This is a genomic window from Nitratireductor soli, from assembly GCF_001050155.1.
Taxonomy (GTDB): domain Bacteria; phylum Pseudomonadota; class Alphaproteobacteria; order Rhizobiales; family Rhizobiaceae; genus Nitratireductor; species Nitratireductor soli.
This window is the reverse complement of record NZ_LFVY01000022.1, coordinates 40,209-57,047: the sequence shown is the minus strand read 5'-3', so window position 1 is coordinate 57,047 and position 16,839 is coordinate 40,209. Positions and strand designations below refer to the sequence as shown.

Sequence of the window (16,839 nt, the reverse complement as noted above, 5' to 3'; positions counted from 1 at the left end):
AATGCTTGAATTTGTTAAGCATCGGAATCCGTGCCAAAGCGGGCTTCGCGGCTTTTGGACAGGCTTTTGGGGTGACTGCGACGGCAACACTTCGCTAACCACGCGGCACGCTAGAAGAGACAATTTTCTGAAAATTCAAAGCTGCACCAGCCGGTCACGGCGTGCCGGGCAGGCCGCGAGGGGGATGCAATAGGGTCTTTCGGACGCTTCTTCGCGTCGCACGATGTATTCGATGCCAAACACATCCTCGATCAGTTCCTGACGGAAGACTTCATCCACCTCCCCACTGCCTGCCACCCGGCCACCACTGAAGAAGACGATGTCGTCGGCGAAGCGCGCGGCGAGATTGAGATCGTGCAGCACGACGATGACGGTCTTGCCCTCTTGGGCGCCGAGCCGGCGCACCAGCGACAGGACCTCGAGCGCGTGGGCGATGTCGAGATGGTTGGTCGGTTCGTCGAGCAGGATCACGGGCGCCGCCTGCGCCAGGACCATGGCGATCCAGACCCGCTGGAGCTGGCCGCCCGACAAGGTGCCGATGGGGCGCTCGGCAAGGTTGGCCAAATTGGTGCTGTCGAGGGCCTCGGCCACCGCCGCACGGTCGGCGCGCGCATCGGCGGAAAAGCCGTTGCGATGGGCATAGCGGCCCAGCGACACCAGATGAGCCACGGTCATTTCCTCCGGTGCGCTGGGATTTTGCGTCAGCATGGCGATCTCGCGCGCCAGCGCCTTGGCCGGGAATTCCGAAACGGAGCGCCCCTTGAGCAGGACGTCGCCAGCCTCCGCCGGCAGCATCGCCCGCATGGCGCGCAACGCCGTCGACTTGCCGCAGCCATTGGGGCCGCAAAGCGCCGTCAGCCGGCCGGCGCGGATGGACAGATCAAGGGATTCAAACACCAGCTTGCCGGCGTAGCCAAGCGCCGCGCCGCGTAATTCGATTTCGGATTTATTGTTCTCAGGCATGAACTCTTCCCGCGCGCAGCAAGATGAACAGGAAATAAGGCGCGCCGACAACCGCGGTCACGGCGCCTGCGGGCACTTCGAGCGGGGCGAAGGCGACCCGCACGACGAGATCGGCCGCCACCACCATCGCCGCGCCGATCAGGGCGGCGGCCACCGCCTGCGGCAGGGCGCGACCGCCGATCGCCAGCCGCGCGGCATGCGGCGCAACCAGGCCGACGAAGCCGATTGCGCCAGAAAACGAGACAGCCGCCGCGGTGAGGCACGTGGCCAGCGCAAACAGCATCAACTGCGTCGCGCGCACCGGCAGGCCGGTGGCCGCAGCGCTCTGTTCGTCGAGCTCGAGCTGGTCCATGCGGCGGGTCAAAAGCATTGTCAGCGGAACGATCAGGGCGAGCACGCAGGCCAGCGTAGACACGTCGCTCCAGCGCGCCTGGTGCACGGAACCGGCCAGCCAGATCGCCGCCTGGCTGGCGCGATGAACCGGCCCGTCGATCATGAACAGGGTGACGCCGGCCTTGGCAAGCGCCCCCAGCGCCACGCCATAGAGGATGATGCGCAAGGGTGGCGCGCCGGTCCTGACGGCCAGCAGAATGATGGCGAGCGCGAACACCAGGGCGCCGGAGGCGGCGGCCAGCGGCTGCCATAATATGCTGACCGTGAGCGCGTTCGATTCATTGCTGAAGATGAACAGGAAGATCATCACGCCGAAGGCCGCGCCATCGACGATGCCGAGCACGGAAGGGGCGGCCAGCGCATTGCGGGTGGCGCGCTGCAGCACGAAGCCGGCGAGCGCCAGCGCAGACCCGCTGAGCGCCGCCATGAGCAGGCGCGGCATGCGCAGCGACCAGACGATGACCGTGTCGCTGCGTGCGCCCTCGCCGATGATCGCCAGAAGGACGCGGCCGGGCGACATGGAGGAACTGCCGAAGCCGACACTTGCAACCGCCAGGACAATCACCGTGAGCGCCAGAAGCGCAACCTTGCCGCCGCGCCCGAGGGTGACGGGCAGCCCGGATGTGCCGGACAGAGCGGTCACGCGGCCGCTCCCAGGCGCTTGCGTTGCAGGAGATAGATCAGCGTCGGCACGCCGATGACGGCAAGCAGGACACCGACCGGCGCCTCGGACGGGTAGATGACGAAACGCGCCGCAATGTCGGCGGCAAGCGCCAGCACGCCACCGATCAGAACCGAAAGCGGGATCAGCACGCCGTGGCTTTGCCGACCGCTCAGGCGGGCCAGATGCGGAGCGGCCAGGCCGATGAAGACCACGGGGCCGGCAACGGCGACGCTGACCCCCGCCAGGAGTGCCGCCAGCACCAGGACCAGGAAGCGTGTGCGCAGCACCGGGACACCAAGCGATTGAGCGGTTGCATCATCGGTCATCAGCGCGTCGAGCATCGGCGCCAGACGCCAGGAGGCCAGCGCGATGACGAGGCTGGCCGGAGCGGCAAGCGCCAGAAGGCGCAGATCGCGGTCGGCAAAGCCGCCCGAAAGCCAGAACAGGAGCTCCTCCATGGTGCGCTCGTCTGCGACGATGACGATCTGGATGCCGGAGGCGAACAGGGCGGCGATGGTGACGCCGGCGAGCAGCAGATGCGCCGGCGAAGACATGCCGCCGGCCGACAGGGCCAGGCCGAAGACCAGCGCCGCGCACAGCAGCGCGCCGAGGCAGGCGGCAAGCGCGATCACCGTCAGCGACTGGACATTGGTCAGGACGACCAGGACGACGACCGCGAACCCCGCCCCCGCATTGATGCCGAGCAGGCCGGGCTCGGCCAGCGGGTTGCGCGTCGCCGTCTGCAGGAGAAGGCCGCAAAGGCCGAGCGCGCCGCCGACCACCAGGGCGATCAGGGTGCGCGGCAGGCGCAGGGTGGTGACGATCAGCGCCGCCTGGTCGTCGCCGCCTTGGCTCAGTGCGCGCCAGACCTCGCCCGTCGGCGTGTAGCGAATGCCCAGATGCAGGCTTGCCGCCGCCAGAAGCGCGGTCAGAAGGATCAGGCCCAGACCTAAAGCGTAACGCGGCATTGCACTCTCTTTCCCGGCCCTTTCCCGATCTGGGGTTTTCAGAAGTTGACCAACAATGTCAACTTCAAACTTGACAAGCCCGCCCAGCTTTTCGATTGAACGGACCCCGATCCGGGACGTCTCCCGGCAGCACAGGAGATTGAGATGCGCATCCTATCGTTGTTGGTCATATCCGCCCTGCTGGCTGTCGCGCCTGGCGCGCGCGCGGCGGAGATCGAGCATTCCATGGGCACGACGGCGGTGCCCGACGCGCCGCAAAGGATCGTCGTCCTGACCAATGAAGGCACGGAGGCGCTTCTGGCGCTGGGTGTAAAGCCGGTCGGCGCCGTCAATTCCTGGAACGGCGATCCCTGGTATGCGCACATTGCCGGGCAGATGGAGGGCGTCGAGCCGGTCGGCAAGGAAAGCGCGGTCAATCTCGAACTGATCGCCGCCCTGCAGCCCGACCTCATCCTCGGCACCAAGCTGCGCCACGAGGCGATCTACGAGCAGCTTTCGGCGATCGCGCCGACCGTCATCTCGGAGCGGCTGCGCGGCGACTGGCGCATCAACTTCAAGCTCTGGGCGAAGGCCGTGGGCAAGGGGCCCGAAGGCGACAAGGTGCTGGCCGATTTCGATGCACATGCGGCAAGGCTGGCAACCGAGCTTGGCGACCACGTGAAGGAAAAGATCTCCGTCGTCCGCTTCATGCCCGGCCATATCCGCATCTACCAGAAGGACAGCTTTTCCGGCTTCATCCTCGGCAAGGTCGGCTTTGCGCGGCCGGCCAACCAGGACATCGACGATTTCGTCCTGAAGGTCGGCAAGGAAAGCATTCCGGACATGGATGGCGACCGGCTGTTCTATTTCACCTATGAGCCGGGCGATGGCGAGGCGACGAAACTGGCCAAGGACGTGCTCGCCGATCCGCTGTGGCAGACGCTGGAGGCGGTGAAGGCGGGCAAGGTCTACGCCGTGGACGACACGATCTGGAACACCGCCGGCGGCGTCCTGGCGGCCAATCTGATGCTCGACGACATCGCCCGTATCTACGGGGTGGAGTGACAGCCCCTACCCGAACCATCCTGCATGCAAGGCTCACACGGCAATTGCAGCGCGACGAGGTTTGAATTACTTTTACGTTTGCGTAAGCCGTACGGGACGGCTTTGTTCGGGAGGAACGAAAGAAATGATACGCAGATTTCTTGTTGTGGCGGCGATGCTGGCCGTGACCGCGGGTGCGGCGATGGCCGATCCGATCGAAGGCAATTGGAAGACGGAGGCCGGCAGCACGGCGCAAATCGCCTCGTGCGGCGGCTCCTTCTGCATCACGCTGAAGACTGGCCAACACGCCGGCAAGAAGATCGGCACGTTCAAGGCTGCCGGCGAAGGCAAATACACCGGCAAGATCACCGACCCGGCCAACGACAAGACCTATAATGGCAAGGGCAGCATTTCCGGCAACAGCCTGAAGATGGGCGGCTGCGTGCTGGGCGGGCTGATCTGCCGCAACCAGACCTGGTCGCGCTTGTAAGCGGCGGCGCGCAGCGGCCACACCCGCCCCTCATCCGCTTACCGGGCCCTTCTCCCGCAAGCGGCAGGGCAATCGCATGTTGGCCGTTGCAGGCAATTGGGAACAATGCAGCCGTTCCCGTCATGAACTCTGAGCTTCGAGTTGGTGACGCGGGTGGAGGTGGTCCGTAAGCGTCAAGGACCCCTTCTCCCTGCTGGCGGGGAGAAGGTGAGGATGAGGGGCGAGCGCCAAAGATCGAGGGGACAGCGGGACGAGCGGGCGAACCAGAAATGCTGGCTCACGTCCCTCATCCCCCTGCCGGGACCTACTCCCCGCACGCGGGGAGTAGGGGGATGACGCGACGTTAAAGAGCGCCCGCCGACGCCGCAGTAGAATAGCCAGCCCTGCGGAATGGCGCGCGTCCTACCGCGCGCGCTGGCCGAACAGGACCTTCTGGGCTTCCTTGTCCTCGGCGATGTTGCGGCGGTGCTCCTGGCCGACCTCAAGCGCGCGGATGACGGCCGGGCGGGCCATGATGGTTTCGAACCAGCGCTTGAGATTGGGGAAATCGTTCAGGTCCTGGCCTTGGTTCTCATGTGGCTTGACCCAGCCGATCGACGCCATGTCGGCGATCGAGTATTCACCGGCCAGGAATTCGCGGTCGGCGAGGCGCCTGTTCATGACGCCGTAGAGACGGTTGACCTCATTGGTGTAGCGGTCGATGGCGTAGGGCACTTTTTCCGGCGCGTATTGGCGGAAATGATGCGCCTGGCCGGCCATCGGCCCCAGCCCGCCCATCTGCCAGAAGAGCCATTGATCGACCTCGACGCGGGCGCGCTCGTCGCTCGGGTAGAACTGGCCGGTCTTGCGGCCGAGATATTGCAGAATGGCGCCGGATTCGAAAACCGAGATCGGCTGACCGCCCGGCCCCTCGGGATCGACGATCGCCGGCATGCGGTTGTTCGGCGCGATCTTCAGGAAAGACGGCTCGAACTGCTCACCCTTGCCGATGTTTACGTAGTGCATCTCGTAGGGAAGACCCGCCTCCTCCAGATAGATGGTGATCTTCCATCCATTCGGGGTCGGCCAGTAATGCAGTTCGATCGGCTTGGTCTGGGTGGTCATGCGTATTGCCTCCAGGTTTCGGGCCGCGCGGTCGGGAGGATCGTGGCAGCAAAAGGCAGGTAAGCAAAGTTCAAAGAATTTGCAACAAGGCGGACGGTAAACCATCCGCCATAAGATCGGTTCATCGTTTCATGGAAACGCTGCCCCGCTCCATCTCTTCATTTTCCGCATTTGTGCGGACGTCAGGTGAAACCGCCTGACTGCAAAAATGCTTCAGGCCGGAACAGGCCCGTTAACACTGCTGAACGACGGATGAATGTCCCTCTCAGAGCCGGTTCAGCCGGCCCACCGCATGATTGCGGCAAGAATGAGGGATGAACGCCATGCTGATGCGCCGCTTTACCATTGTCTGCCTGATCACCGCCCTGTTCGGCATGGGGCTTGCCATTCTGGTCGCCGAGGCCAGCCGGCCGTCGCATGACTGGCAGGACAACCGGCCATTCGCCTGCGGCACACAGCCCAGCGGCGCGTGTGTGCCTGCGGCGCGCTGGTGACATGATGCGCGGGGCGAAGGCAGGCATGTTTCACGCATTGATCCAGATGGCGAAAGGCCTGGCGGTGGCTGTGGTGATCAGTTCGCCGCTGCTGGCGGTGCAGAATGTGCGCGCCGGCCATGAAAACATCATCGAGGGCCATTATGAGAAGTCGAGCGGCGCCGGCTTTGTGCTGATGGTGAGCCTGAAGCGGGCGCGCTGAAGGTTTTTGTCTTTCAAGCAAGCCGCGGGCAAGCAAACCGCGGGCGTTTTCGACGGGCCTTGAGAAGACAAGGAATTTCCATATAAAAGGTCATGGAAAAGCGAATCTACCCACAACCCATCCAAACGATCTCCTGCCCGGAGCCATTCGCCCGAAAGAGCTTCATGGACGCCGGCGAGGCGGTCGCCGCGCTGAAGGCGCTTTACGAGCGCAACACCGCCTTCCTGCGCGATGCTTTCGTCGAGCTCGCCGAAAGCGGGGAGAGCGACCGGCGCTACCGGGCATTCTATCCCGAGATCAGCCTGGCGACCGGCTCCTACGCACAGATCGACACGCGGCTCGCCTATGGCCATGTGGCCGCGCCCGGCGTCTACGCCACGACGATCACGCGTCCGGACCTGTTCGACGACTATCTGATCGACCAGCTCGGCCTCGTGCTGCGCAATCACGGCGTGCCGATCACCGTTTCGGAATCGGAGACGCCGATCCCGCTGCACTTCGCCTTCCTGAAGGATACCTATGTCGAGGCCTCGGTGGCCGACCGGCTGAAGCGGCCGCTGCGCGACCTGTTCGACGTGCCCGACCTCAACGCCACCGACGACCATATCGTCAACGGCACCTATGAAGCGCCGCCCGGCGAGCCGCTGCCGCTCGCCCCGTTTACCGCGCAGCGCATCGACTATTCGCTGCACCGGCTGGCTCACTACACGGCAACGACGCCCGATCATTTCCAGAACTTCGTTCTGTTCACCAACTATCAGTTCTACATCGACGAGTTCTGCGCGCTGGCGCGCGAGATAATGGCCGAGGGCGGCCAAGGCTACACATCGTTCGTCGAGCCGGGCAACATCGTGACGCTGGCCGGCGAGACGAGCCCGAGCAGCAACACGCTGGCACGCCTGCCGCAAATGCCCGCCTATCACCTGACGCGCGACGACCATTGCGGCATCACCATGGTCAATATCGGCGTCGGGCCGTCCAACGCCAAAACGATCACCGACCACATCGCGGTCCTCAGGCCGCATGCCTGGCTGATGCTCGGCCATTGCGCCGGCCTCAGGAACACACAGGCGCTGGGCGACTACGTCCTGGCGCATGCCTATGTGCGCGAAGACCATGTGCTCGACGACGACCTGCCGGTCTGGGTGCCGCTGCCGGCGCTGGCCGAGGTGCAGGTGGCGCTGCAGGAAGCGGTGGCCGAGATCACCGGCCTTTCCGGCTATGAGTTGAAGCGCATCATGCGCACGGGCACCGTCGCCACCATCGACAACCGCAATTGGGAGCTGCGCGAGCAGCGCGGACCGGTGCAGCGCCTATCGCAGTCGCGTGCCATCGCGCTCGACATGGAATCGGCGACGATCGCCGCCAACGGCTTCCGCTTCCGCGTGCCTTACGGGACGCTTCTGTGCGTCTCCGACAAGCCGCTGCACGGCGAATTGAAACTGCCGGGCATGGCGACGGAATTCTACAAGCGGCAGGTCTCGCAGCATCTGAAGATCGGCATGCGGGCGGTGGAGAAACTGGCGGCCATGCCGCCCGAACGGCTGCATTCGCGCAAGCTCAGAAGTTTCTTCGAGACAGCGTTTCAGTAACCAGCCGCCCATGCGAGGAGCGGGGCCGTCGCTCCGCTGCTGGCGGAGGATGGCGCACTCACCCTCGCCTGCCGCGCGGGCGCCGGCGGGTCAGCGTATCGTGCATCAGCAATGAACCCATGAGATGGTCGGCCGCTCCCGGCGGGCCCGGGATGAGCATGGCGGTCAGCTTACGAGCGGGATCGGCGGCATTGCCGTCGGCTGACGCGGACTTTTCAGGTCGCGGCTTTCGCGAAATCAGCTTCTTGAAGAATTTTCTACACATCGCTGCAAGATCGAGCCAGAATGCCCAATCGGCAAACGCGAAGATTTCAGTTCGGATTTGAATTTTTCTCAACCGGAGTTGACGATGCGACGACTTCCTTCCCTGCGCGGGCTCCAGGCTTTCGAAGCGGTGGCGCGGATGGGCAATCTGGCCGGCGCGGCGGATCTGCTGGGCATCACGCCGAGCGCCGTCAGCCACAGGCTGCGCGGGCTGGAAGAGGAACTCGGCAAGCAATTGCTGCGGCGAACGGCGAGCGGGCTATGCATGACCAATGCCGGCCAACGATACCGCGTCGGCGTGGAAGATGCCTTCGCCCAGTTGACCCGGGCGACGAGCGCGCTTGTCGGTCCCGACTTGTCGCGGCCCCTGACCGTAAGCCTGTCCGCGTCGATCGGCGTGCGCTGGCTGATGCCGCGCTTCGACCGCTTCCGCACCCGGCATCCCGACATCGAGATCTCGATCCTCAGCACCAATCGGCTGGCCGACCTTTCGGCCGGCGAGGCGGATCTGGCGCTGCGTCACGGGTTGGGCGCATGGCCGGACCTTTGTTCGGATCTGGTGCTGAGTTGCAGCGTATCGCCGCTTTGCGCGCCTTCAGTGGCGGAAGAGATGGCCGGCGCGTCATCGGTCGAAGCATTGGCGAAGGCCACGCTTCTGGAATGCCCGCACGACGATTGGGATACCTGGCTGGAGGCTGCAGACGCGACCGATGTAAAGCCGGCGAAGCGTCTGAAATTCCCCGATTGTTCCATGGCTGTCGTCGCGGCCATCCACGGCCAGGGCATCGTGATGGGCTATTCGGGGTTTGCCGACGAGGAGCTCGCCGCAGGCACGCTTGTAAAACCGTTCGACCTCACCGTGCCGGCGATAAAGGCCTATTACATCGTCTATCCGCCGGAGCGGCTGAACGATGTCCGGGTTCGCGCCTTCCGCGACTGGATCCTGTCGGAACGTGCGCTGGCGCCGCGGGCAGCGTAACCGGTAACGGACCGCGGCCGACCTTGCTCCCACCACATTTCATTCGTTAGAAGCGCATATGCTCGACATTCACCGCCTGCTCCCACCACTCCTGGCCATACTGGCGACGCTGATCAGCGTTCCGCTGGTGGCCGGCTATTGGGGCGGCGTTCATCCGGCATTCGATTCGATGGCGCATTTCCGCCTGCATCTGGCGTTGCTGCTGGCGCTGGTTTCGCTGCCGCTGGTCTTTTTCAAGGGATGGAGGCAGATCGGCGCGGCCGGTGCCGTGCTTGGCCTGGCGGCAATCAGTGCCACCCTGGCGCCGGGCATGCGGGCCGGGCCAGCCTCGGCCGAAGCGGCAGCCGCTCCTGCAGCACATTACCGGCTGCTGCAGATGAACCTGCGCTACGACAACGCAACGCCAAAGGCGGTGTTTTCCGTCATCGGCGAGACGCGTCCCGACGTGGTGACGCTCAACGAAGTGTCGCGCATGTGGGTCGAACAGCTCAAATTTCTCGAAGCGACCTATCCCTACCGCATCATCTGTCCGCCGCCGGCACGGATCGGCGGCGTGGCGATCCTGTCGCGCCGGCCATTCCTGCACCCATCGGCGGCTTCCTGCTACGATCGCGGATCGATGGCCGTGGCCGCTGTCAATTTCGGCGGCAGCGCGGTCAATGTCGCCGCCCTGCATCTCGGCTGGCCCTGGCCGTTCGAGCAACACCGGCAGACGGGCCGCGTCATACCGGCGATCAAGCAACTGGGCGACACGGCGATCCTGGCAGGGGACCTGAATGCGACACCATGGAGCATGACTGCCCGGCGCCTGGCCGCCGCCGGCGAACTGACGATGCTCAGCGGCATCGGTCCGACCTGGCTCCTGCCGGTCTTTCCTCAAAGCATTCGGCGGATCGCCGGCCTGCCAATCGACAATATCTTCACCAAGGGCCGCATCGTGCCGCTCTCGGTGAAACGGCTCGGGGAAACAGGCTCCGATCACCTGCCGGTGCTGTTCGAGTTCGGCGTGCTGCCGCGCAAGCATGACGATGTGGATGGCGTGCTGCAGGCGGGATCGAGCGACGGCGCACCAGCTTGAACGCACCTACCCCTTACGCGCCAGGACCAGATGCCCCGGCACCGGCTGGCCCATTTCGTGGCGCACGGTGATGGGCTCGATACAAAGGCAGGCAAGGCCGTTGGCAGCAAGGGTTTCGCGCAGATAGGTTTCGGCATGGGCAAAACGCTGGTGCGGGCCGACCATGAATGGGCGGCCATCCATCACCGCATCGGGGAGCGTTTCGCTTGAAAAGGCGAAGACGGCCCGCGGATTGGTGCTGGCCGCAACGCCGGCGAAGAACGCCTCCAGATGCCCGACATAGGGCAGGACATCCGTCGCCGTGATGAGATCGAACGGCTCGACATCGGCGTTTTCCAGGAAGTCCACGGCCTCGCCTGCATAGAGCGCATCGTAGATTTCCTTCTCGTCGGTCACTTCGAGCATGGTTTCGGAAAGATCGACGCCGGTGATATGGCCAGCCATGTCGCGCAGGGTCTCCCCGCTAAGGCCGGTGCCGCAGCCGAGATCCAGCATGCGCGCATAGGGGCCCGGCGCGTGCACGAGCAATGCTTCGCGCACCAGCAAAGGCACGTCATAGCCGAGCTGGTCGACGAGGATGCTCTCGAAATCGCCGGCGTGCTGATCGAACAACGTCGCGACATAGGCGTCGGGCGCCTTGGGCGGCGTCTCGCCGCGTCCCATGCTGGCCAGCCGCACGGCAGCTCCGCCATGATCGGCGGGATCGAGCCGCAGCACCTCGGCATAGGCGGTCGCCGCCGCGTCGAAATCGCCGGCTTTCTCCAGCGCCAGCGCGCGGTTATAGGCCTCGGCCAGCGCTTCCTCGTCGATCACAGTGGTGTGCTCGTCGGACAATTGGCTTACATTCCCGTATAGACAGGTCCCTCGCCGCCCTGCGGCGGAACCCAGTTGATGTTCTGGTTCGGGTCCTTGATGTCGCAGGTCTTGCAGTGGACGCAGTTCTGCGCGTTGATGACGAAGCGCGCATCGGCCGCATCGCTGCCGTCGGTCAGCGCGTTGCCATCCCCATCCACCCACTCATAGACGCCGGCCGGACAATAGCGCGACGACGGGCCGGCATAGACGGCATATTCCGACGTCTTCTGCAGGTCCATGTCCTTCACCTGCAGGTGGACCGGCTGGTCTTCCTCGTGATTGGTGTTGGACAGGAACACCGAGGACAGGCGGTCGAAGGTGAGGACGCCGTCAGGTTTCGGATAGTCGATCGGCTTGTAATTGGCGGCGGGTTCGAGCGCCGCGGCATCGGTCTTGCCATGCTTCATGGTGCCGAACAGCGAGAAACCGAACAGCGTGTTCATCCACATGTCGAAGCCGCCAATGCCGACACCGAGCACCGTGCCGAAGTGCGACCAGAGCGGCTTCACATTGCGCACCTTCTTCAGGTCCTTGCCGATGTCGGAGGCGCGCCAGGCGTTCTCATAGGCTTCGAGCGTATCGTTGCCGCGGCCCGCGGCAAGCGCCTCGACCACATGCTCGGCGGCCATCATGCCGGACAGGACCGCATTGTGAGAGCCCTTGATGCGGGGCACATTGACGAAGCCGGCCGAGCAGCCGATCAGCGCGCCACCAGGGAAAACGAGCTTCGGCACCGACTGGAAGCCGCCCTCGGTGATGGCGCGGGCGCCGTAGGAGATGCGCTTGGCGCCATCAAAGACACCGCGGATCGCCGGATGCGTCTTGAAGCGCTGGAACTCATGGAACGGCGACAGGAACGGGTTCTTGTAGTTCAGGTGGAGAACGAAACCGACCGCCACCTGGTTGTTTTCGAGATGATAGAGGAACGACCCGCCGCCGGTTTTCATGTCGAGCGGCCAGCCGAACGAATGCTGGACGAGGCCGGGCTTGTGGTTTTCCGGCTTGACCTCCCAGAGTTCCTTCAGGCCGATGCCGAATTTCTGCGGCTCGCGGTTCTCATCGAGACCGAACCTGGCGATCAGCAGCTTGGCCAGAGAGCCGCGCACGCCCTCGCCGATCAGCACATATTTGCCGAGCAGAGCCATGCCCGGCTGATAGTTCGGGCCGTGCGACCCATCGCGCTCGACGCCCATGTCGCCCGTGGCGACACCGATCACCGCGCCCTCATCATTGTAGAGCACTTCGGCGGCGGCGAAGCCCGGATAGATTTCGACGCCCAGCGCCTCGGCATGGCCGGCCAGCCAGCGGCAGACATTGCCCAGCGACACGGCGTAATTGCCGTGATTGTTCATCAGGGGCGGCATCATGAAATTCGGCAGGCGCATGGAACCCGCAGGCCCAAGCACCAGAAAACGGTCCTCGGTCACCGGGGTCTTGAAGGGATGATCCTCCTCCTGGCGCCAATCGGGCAGCAGGCGGTCGATGCCGACCGGATCGACCACGGCGCCGGAGAGAATGTGCGCGCCGACCTCGCCGCCCTTTTCCAGAACGACCACGGAAAGCTCTGGATCGAGTTGCTTGAGCCTGATCGCCGCGGCCAGTCCGGCCGGGCCGGCACCGACGATGACCACATCGAATTCCATGCTTTCGCGTTCCGCTTCGCTCATTCAACCCTCCGCTGATTTCATGGCCTTGGCTTCTGCCGCACCAAACCGATCCCTGCTCCCGGGGGACACGCCATGGCCCTCTTGCCGGAAAAGCTTTCGATGACCGCGCTATAGCGCATCCCCGCTAGCCGCGAAACCGTCGAAAACGACACCGCGCGTCTATCGCCCCGGCCACCATTCTTATTACTTTAACGTAAACGTCAATATCATGCATGCAGTTCCTTCGAGAAGCGATTTCACGCGGCGAGGCGAATCGGCGCAAACTGGCGGATCGAAGCCAGTCGGGAGGCCAAGGATTTGGATCAGCAGGGCAATTGGATCATCAGGACATACCGGCAAAGCCCGGCGCTTGCCTGCACCATCCTCATCGCCGGCATTCTTGCCGTGCAAACGGCATTTCTGGTGATCATGGGCCATCCGGCGATCTGCGATTGCGGTACGGTCAAACTATGGTATCCGGAGGCCTCCGGCCCCGAGACCTCGCAGCACATCACCGACTGGTACAGCTATTCGCACGTGCTGCACGGGCTGATCTTCTACGTCATTCTCTGGCTTGTCGCGCCGCGCCTGCCGATGGGGCTGCGGCTGGCGCTGGCGGTCGGCGTGGAAGCGGCCTGGGAAATGGCGGAGAACACGCCGGCGGTGATCGACCGCTACCGTCAGTCGGCGCTTGCGGAGGGCTATTTCGGCGACAGCATCCTCAATTCGCTGTCGGACACGTTCGCCGCGATGTTCGGGTTCCTCGTGGCGCGCGTCTCGCCGGTCTGGCTGAGCGTCGTCCTGGTGGTGGTGACGGAGATCTTCATGGCATACATGATCAGAGACAATCTGACGCTCAACATCCTGCAGTTGGTCCACCCGTCCGAGGCCATCTCGCGCTGGCAGGTTGGCGGCTGAGCCGCCGCTGCGGCGATTCCGATTTTCCTGCACCCGTATTGGCGGTAGAATGGGGCGACCAAGGGAGGAACCGCCCTGCCCCGCATCGCGCCAATGCTCCTCATGCCGCTGCTTGCGCTGCTCCTCGGCGCCGGACCGGGCGATGACGGGCGCTGGCATGCCGGCAGCTATTCCTTTTCCGACGAATTGGGCGGGTTCCGCATTCGCGCCGTGGAGGGCAGCGGGACGCGCACCGATCCGGTGATCCTGACGCAGGAATTGTCGACCACGGCGGCGGTGGTTCTGGTGATCCGTACCACCGGGGATGTTTCCCGCTATGCGGCCGACGAACGCTCCGGCGAAGGCTTTCTCTATATGGAGATCGAGACGATCAATGGCAGCGGGCTCGCCTGGATCGAGTTCGAATTCGAACTGCAGGAAGAGCGCGGCCAGCCCAGCGTCTATGGCGACGGGCTGTCGTTCAACCAGCGCGAAGTCGGGCAAAGGAACCTGGGGTCCAGCCGTTTTGCCGCCTATGACAACAAATTCGAACCCTATGACCGGCTCCTGTTTCAGGAGGGCAAGGTCGATCCGGGCGAAACCGTGATGTTCCGCCTGCTGATCACCGATCTCACGCCGCAGCCGATCTTTTATCTGGTGCAGGATCCGCGCATTCCATCGTCGTGAACTTGCATCGGCGGTGAAAGCGGAAGACAGTGCGGCCTCCGAGGCCGTTTGATCATTCTAATGCGCGGGCATCTGACGCGGCGCATTCTCGAACAGTCTCCAAGCGCAAACAGGAACAGGCCGGAATGGATTCCGCAGGTCTCAGGGAGCTTCTGACGTTTTACGCCGATGCCGGCGTGGACGAGCCCCTATGGGACGCGCCAGCCGACCGTTTCGACGAGACGCGGCTGGAGGCCGAGCAGCGTGCCGCCAGCCGACCACAGGCACCGCAAGCGCCCCAGACGCAGGGCCAAACAGCCCCCAGTCAGCAAGCCCACCGGAAGCAGCCGTCCCGACCGGCGCCCGTCGCACCGACCGCCGCCGTCCCCGACGACGCGCAGGCGGCGCGCGCACGCGAGATCGCCGCAAGCGCCGCAAGCCTCGAGGAACTGCGCGCGCAGCTCGAAGCGTTCGACGGCTGCAATCTGAAAACCACGGCGAAGAACACCGTGTTCGCCGACGGCAATCCGCAGGCGCCGATCATGTTCGTCGGCGAGGCGCCGGGCCGCGACGAGGACATTCAGGGCCTGCCCTTCGTCGGTCGTTCGGGAAAACTGCTCGACCGCATCCTGGCGGCGATCGGTCTCGACCGAAGCTCCGTCTACATCTCGAACGTCATCGCCTGGCGTCCGCCAGGCAATCGCGACCCCTCGCCGCTCGAAACCGAGATCTGCCGCCCCTTCATCGAGCGGCATATCGAACTGGTAGCACCGAAGATTCTCGTCACGCTGGGCAATCCATCGACGAAGCTGCTGCTGCGCACGCAAACCGGCATCATGCGCATGCGCGGCACCTGGGCCGTGCATGAAACGCCTTCGGGCCTGCAGATCCCGACCATGCCGACGCTGCATCCGGCCTATCTGTTGCGCAACCCGGCGCACAAGATGCTCGCCTGGCGCGATTTCCTCGCGATCAAACAGAAGCTGGAAGCGAGCCTGAAGGGCTGACCTTCCCGTTTACGCTCCGTTTAACCCCAACTTAACCGCGTTGCCGGCACAGTTGCGCCTCAACCTCTATCCCGGAGACGAACATGTGCGTTCGCGTAGCTTCCGGGGGGCGCGTTCTGTTATTTGTCTTTTTCCTCAACAACATCCCGCCTGCCATCGGCGCCGACCTGACGGTTCCCACACCGCCGGAGCGCAACGATGCGTTCGACAAGCTGCCTCCGCTGATCGATATCCGCACAGGGGCTTCGGGGTTCGCAGAATTCAGCCAGAGCGCGACGAGCGGCGATTTCGACGGCGCCGACAATACGGGCTCGCTCTGGCAACTGCGCGGCGTGGCCAACCGCGAGATCGGCGACGGCTGGAACATTCAGCTCGACGGCCTTTACCGGAGGGTCAATCTGGACGGCGTTTCGGCCGATGCCGTTTCAGGCACGGCACACGGTTATTTCCGACGACCGGAGAAATACGCGGTCGGTGCCTATGTCGGGACGGCGCGCGCCGGCTCGAGAACGCTGTCGCAACTGGCCGCACTCGATTTCGATCAGGATATGACGGCGTTTTCCGGCGGGCTGGAAGCGGCTTATTTCCTTAGCCGGACAACGCTTTTCGCCCAGGCCGGCGCCGGCAAGATATTCCTTGACGAGGCGGACCTGGATGAAGCTTCGGCGAAGGCCGGGGCGCGCTACTATCTCAGCGACAATCTGCGCCTCGATCTCGAAGGTGCGATAAAACACTGGCGCGCCGACGATGCCAGGGCGAACGGGTTCTCCGTGGCAACCATCGCCCATTACCGCCTGTCGCAAGTCCCCGTCAGCGCCTTTGGCGGCTATCGCTTCGAAAACCTGTCGGGCAAGGACGACGGCGGAGCCGATATCAGCGGCAAATCGCACGGATTGCTGGTGGGCTTCAGGTATCATTTCGGCTCGACAAGCCTGAAAGACGAAGAGCGCACCGGCACGCTGTGGTCGAGCCCGCAGGGTGGATTCTAGCACTACGATCGGGTTTAGCGGAGCATTCCCCCGTTACCCCCTTGCCTGACCGGCAAGGGGGTAACGGCGCTCAGGCGGCGGCGTCATGGCGGGGCGAAGACCTCAGGCCAGCGCACTGAAGCATGGCGAACAACGCCACCGCCAGGGCCTGCGCGACGACGAACGCTACACCCAACACGGTGGGGGCAATGCCTCCGGCGGCCAGCAGGGCGAAGCTGGCGACCACCCAGAGCGCGTTGGCGATGACGATATCGAGCAGGAGAAGGCGCGGCGCGTGCTGGCGGCGGGCAACGACCAGCAGCAGCGCGACGAACGGAACCAGGATCGCTCCGGCCCAGAACATCAGCGCCTGCGGCAGGCCGAGAAGCGGCTCCAGCAAACCCGCCCCCAGAAGCAGCAGCAGGGCTGCGGCGCCGCTGACGGCTGCATCGATGAAAAGGACCCTGCGCAAGAACGGTGAGATGGCAAGCGGCATGTCAAAAACTCCTCGGTCATGGTTTGAGTTTCCCGCCCGATCGGTCGGGCGATGTCGCAGGGTGCGCCGGTTTGCGCCTGCTGGCGATTA

19 protein-coding genes are annotated in these 16,839 nt (G+C 64.3%); 11 read left to right on the top strand and 8 right to left on the bottom strand.

From position 1 onward, the window contains the following. Nucleotides 1-135 precede the first annotated feature (135 nt). Genes AB843_RS22535 through AB843_RS22525 form a run of 3 tightly spaced genes read right to left on the bottom strand, consistent with a single transcriptional unit; the run spans nucleotide 136 to nucleotide 2,988 of the window. Complete coding sequence (locus AB843_RS22535) at nucleotides 136-963, bottom strand: ABC transporter ATP-binding protein (protein WP_048649161.1); 828 nt, start codon at nucleotides 961-963, stop codon at nucleotides 136-138. Then, nucleotides 956-1,999 (bottom strand): FecCD family ABC transporter permease, encoded by a 1,044-nt coding sequence (locus AB843_RS22530; protein WP_082143966.1) that lies wholly within the window; start codon nucleotides 1,997-1,999, stop codon nucleotides 956-958. Before AB843_RS22530 ends, AB843_RS22535 begins: the two co-directional genes overlap by 8 nt. Further along, a complete protein-coding gene (locus AB843_RS22525) occupies nucleotides 1,996-2,988 on the bottom strand; it encodes a FecCD family ABC transporter permease (RefSeq protein ID WP_048649160.1) in 993 nt (330 codons plus the stop codon). The genes AB843_RS22530 and AB843_RS22525 overlap by 4 nt, the downstream gene beginning before the upstream one ends. A 144-nt stretch (nucleotides 2,989-3,132) precedes the next feature. Between AB843_RS22525 and AB843_RS22520 the strand changes: the two genes are divergently transcribed. Together AB843_RS22520 and AB843_RS22515 are read left to right on the top strand one after the other, a co-directional pair. Continuing rightward, nucleotides 3,133-4,032 (top strand): ABC transporter substrate-binding protein, encoded by a 900-nt coding sequence (locus AB843_RS22520; protein ID WP_048649159.1) that lies wholly within the window; start codon nucleotides 3,133-3,135, stop codon nucleotides 4,030-4,032. A gap of 124 nt (nucleotides 4,033-4,156) precedes the next feature. Continuing rightward, nucleotides 4,157-4,501 (top strand): DUF2147 domain-containing protein, encoded by a 345-nt coding sequence (locus tag AB843_RS22515; RefSeq protein WP_048649158.1) that lies wholly within the window; start codon nucleotides 4,157-4,159, stop codon nucleotides 4,499-4,501. Between the two features lie 402 nt (nucleotides 4,502-4,903). Here the strand turns inward: AB843_RS22515 and AB843_RS22510 are convergent, their stop codons facing one another. Further along, nucleotides 4,904-5,605, bottom strand: a complete 702-nt coding sequence (locus AB843_RS22510; protein WP_048649157.1) for a glutathione S-transferase N-terminal domain-containing protein — start codon at nucleotides 5,603-5,605, stop codon at nucleotides 4,904-4,906. A 314-nt stretch (nucleotides 5,606-5,919) separates the two neighbouring features. Between AB843_RS22510 and AB843_RS22505 the strand changes: the two genes are divergently transcribed. From AB843_RS22505 to AB843_RS22495, 3 genes are all read left to right on the top strand, one after another. Next, nucleotides 5,920-6,099, top strand: a complete 180-nt coding sequence (locus AB843_RS22505; protein WP_048649156.1) for a hypothetical protein — start codon at nucleotides 5,920-5,922, stop codon at nucleotides 6,097-6,099. A 25-nt stretch (nucleotides 6,100-6,124) separates the two neighbouring features. Beyond that, on the top strand, nucleotides 6,125-6,301 hold the full coding sequence (locus AB843_RS22500) for a hypothetical protein (RefSeq protein ID WP_157384590.1): 177 nt from the start codon (nucleotides 6,125-6,127) through the stop codon (nucleotides 6,299-6,301). A 92-nt stretch (nucleotides 6,302-6,393) separates the two neighbouring features. After that, entirely contained in the window at nucleotides 6,394-7,893 is a 1,500-nt protein-coding gene (locus AB843_RS22495) for an AMP nucleosidase (protein ID WP_048649154.1), read from the top strand. Between the two features lie 58 nt (nucleotides 7,894-7,951). Here the strand turns inward: AB843_RS22495 and AB843_RS25775 are convergent, their stop codons facing one another. Continuing rightward, the gene (locus AB843_RS25775) at nucleotides 7,952-8,230 is read right to left on the bottom strand and encodes a hypothetical protein (protein ID WP_157384589.1); all 279 of its coding nucleotides are present in this window, start codon (nucleotides 8,228-8,230) and stop codon (nucleotides 7,952-7,954) included. 12 nt (nucleotides 8,231-8,242) lie between these two features. Between AB843_RS25775 and AB843_RS22490 the strand changes: the two genes are divergently transcribed. Both AB843_RS22490 and AB843_RS22485 read left to right on the top strand, forming a co-directional pair. After that, nucleotides 8,243-9,136, top strand: coding sequence for a LysR substrate-binding domain-containing protein (locus AB843_RS22490; RefSeq protein WP_082143965.1), 894 nt, complete (start codon nucleotides 8,243-8,245; stop codon nucleotides 9,134-9,136). 58 nt (nucleotides 9,137-9,194) lie between these two features. Then, complete coding sequence (locus AB843_RS22485; protein WP_048649152.1) at nucleotides 9,195-10,214, top strand: endonuclease/exonuclease/phosphatase family protein; 1,020 nt, start codon at nucleotides 9,195-9,197, stop codon at nucleotides 10,212-10,214. Between the two features lie 6 nt (nucleotides 10,215-10,220). On the opposite strand, the gene AB843_RS22480 is transcribed toward AB843_RS22485, so the two are convergent. After that, the gene (locus AB843_RS22480; RefSeq protein ID WP_082143964.1) at nucleotides 10,221-11,048 is read right to left on the bottom strand and encodes a class I SAM-dependent methyltransferase; all 828 of its coding nucleotides are present in this window, start codon (nucleotides 11,046-11,048) and stop codon (nucleotides 10,221-10,223) included. 5 nt (nucleotides 11,049-11,053) lie between these two features. Beyond that, on the bottom strand, nucleotides 11,054-12,736 hold the full coding sequence (locus tag AB843_RS22475; RefSeq protein WP_048649150.1) for an electron transfer flavoprotein-ubiquinone oxidoreductase: 1,683 nt from the start codon (nucleotides 12,734-12,736) through the stop codon (nucleotides 11,054-11,056). 297 nt (nucleotides 12,737-13,033) lie between these two features. Here AB843_RS22475 and AB843_RS22470 point away from each other — a divergent pair, with 297 nt between their 5' ends. The 4 genes from AB843_RS22470 (at nucleotide 13,034) to AB843_RS22455 (ending at nucleotide 16,274) form a co-directional block, all read left to right on the top strand. Next, the gene (locus AB843_RS22470) at nucleotides 13,034-13,633 is read left to right on the top strand and encodes a DUF2585 family protein (protein ID WP_053086180.1); all 600 of its coding nucleotides are present in this window, start codon (nucleotides 13,034-13,036) and stop codon (nucleotides 13,631-13,633) included. A gap of 93 nt (nucleotides 13,634-13,726) precedes the next feature. Then, complete coding sequence (locus tag AB843_RS22465; RefSeq protein WP_048649149.1) at nucleotides 13,727-14,299, top strand: hypothetical protein; 573 nt, start codon at nucleotides 13,727-13,729, stop codon at nucleotides 14,297-14,299. A gap of 125 nt (nucleotides 14,300-14,424) precedes the next feature. Then, nucleotides 14,425-15,285 carry a uracil-DNA glycosylase gene (locus AB843_RS22460; protein WP_048649148.1) on the top strand — a complete coding sequence of 287 codons (861 nt, stop codon included), beginning with the start codon at nucleotides 14,425-14,427 and terminating at the stop codon, nucleotides 15,283-15,285. A gap of 83 nt (nucleotides 15,286-15,368) precedes the next feature. Then, nucleotides 15,369-16,274 (top strand): hypothetical protein, encoded by a 906-nt coding sequence (locus tag AB843_RS22455; RefSeq protein ID WP_048649147.1) that lies wholly within the window; start codon nucleotides 15,369-15,371, stop codon nucleotides 16,272-16,274. 70 nt (nucleotides 16,275-16,344) lie between these two features. Here the strand turns inward: AB843_RS22455 and AB843_RS22450 are convergent, their stop codons facing one another. Further along, nucleotides 16,345-16,749 (bottom strand): hypothetical protein, encoded by a 405-nt coding sequence (locus AB843_RS22450; protein WP_048649146.1) that lies wholly within the window; start codon nucleotides 16,747-16,749, stop codon nucleotides 16,345-16,347. Nucleotides 16,750-16,839 lie beyond the last annotated feature (90 nt).

Excerpts from the sequence above, each read along its gene's own strand:
- AB843_RS22485 (WP_048649152.1), top strand. The coding sequence starts at position 9,195 with ATGCTCGACATTCACCGCCTGCTCCCACCACTCCTGGCCATACTGGCG.
- AB843_RS22510 (WP_048649157.1), bottom strand. The coding sequence starts at position 5,605 with ATGACCACCCAGACCAAGCCGATCGAACTGCATTACTGGCCGACCCCG.
- AB843_RS22505 (WP_048649156.1), top strand. The coding sequence starts at position 5,920 with ATGAACGCCATGCTGATGCGCCGCTTTACCATTGTCTGCCTGATCACC.
- AB843_RS22495 (WP_048649154.1), top strand. The coding sequence starts at position 6,394 with ATGGAAAAGCGAATCTACCCACAACCCATCCAAACGATCTCCTGCCCG.
- AB843_RS22455 (WP_048649147.1), top strand. The coding sequence starts at position 15,369 with ATGTGCGTTCGCGTAGCTTCCGGGGGGCGCGTTCTGTTATTTGTCTTT.
- AB843_RS22465 (WP_048649149.1), top strand. The coding sequence starts at position 13,727 with ATGCTCCTCATGCCGCTGCTTGCGCTGCTCCTCGGCGCCGGACCGGGC.
- AB843_RS22520 (WP_048649159.1), top strand. The coding sequence starts at position 3,133 with ATGCGCATCCTATCGTTGTTGGTCATATCCGCCCTGCTGGCTGTCGCG.
- AB843_RS22490 (WP_082143965.1), top strand. The coding sequence starts at position 8,243 with ATGCGACGACTTCCTTCCCTGCGCGGGCTCCAGGCTTTCGAAGCGGTG.
- AB843_RS22460 (WP_048649148.1), top strand. The coding sequence starts at position 14,425 with ATGGATTCCGCAGGTCTCAGGGAGCTTCTGACGTTTTACGCCGATGCC.
- AB843_RS22475 (WP_048649150.1), bottom strand. The coding sequence starts at position 12,736 with ATGAGCGAAGCGGAACGCGAAAGCATGGAATTCGATGTGGTCATCGTC.
- AB843_RS22525 (WP_048649160.1), bottom strand. The coding sequence starts at position 2,988 with ATGCCGCGTTACGCTTTAGGTCTGGGCCTGATCCTTCTGACCGCGCTT.
- AB843_RS22515 (WP_048649158.1), top strand. The coding sequence starts at position 4,157 with ATGATACGCAGATTTCTTGTTGTGGCGGCGATGCTGGCCGTGACCGCG.
- AB843_RS22535 (WP_048649161.1), bottom strand. The coding sequence starts at position 963 with ATGCCTGAGAACAATAAATCCGAAATCGAATTACGCGGCGCGGCGCTT.
- AB843_RS22450 (WP_048649146.1), bottom strand. The coding sequence starts at position 16,749 with ATGCCGCTTGCCATCTCACCGTTCTTGCGCAGGGTCCTTTTCATCGAT.
- AB843_RS22500 (WP_157384590.1), top strand. The coding sequence starts at position 6,125 with ATGTTTCACGCATTGATCCAGATGGCGAAAGGCCTGGCGGTGGCTGTG.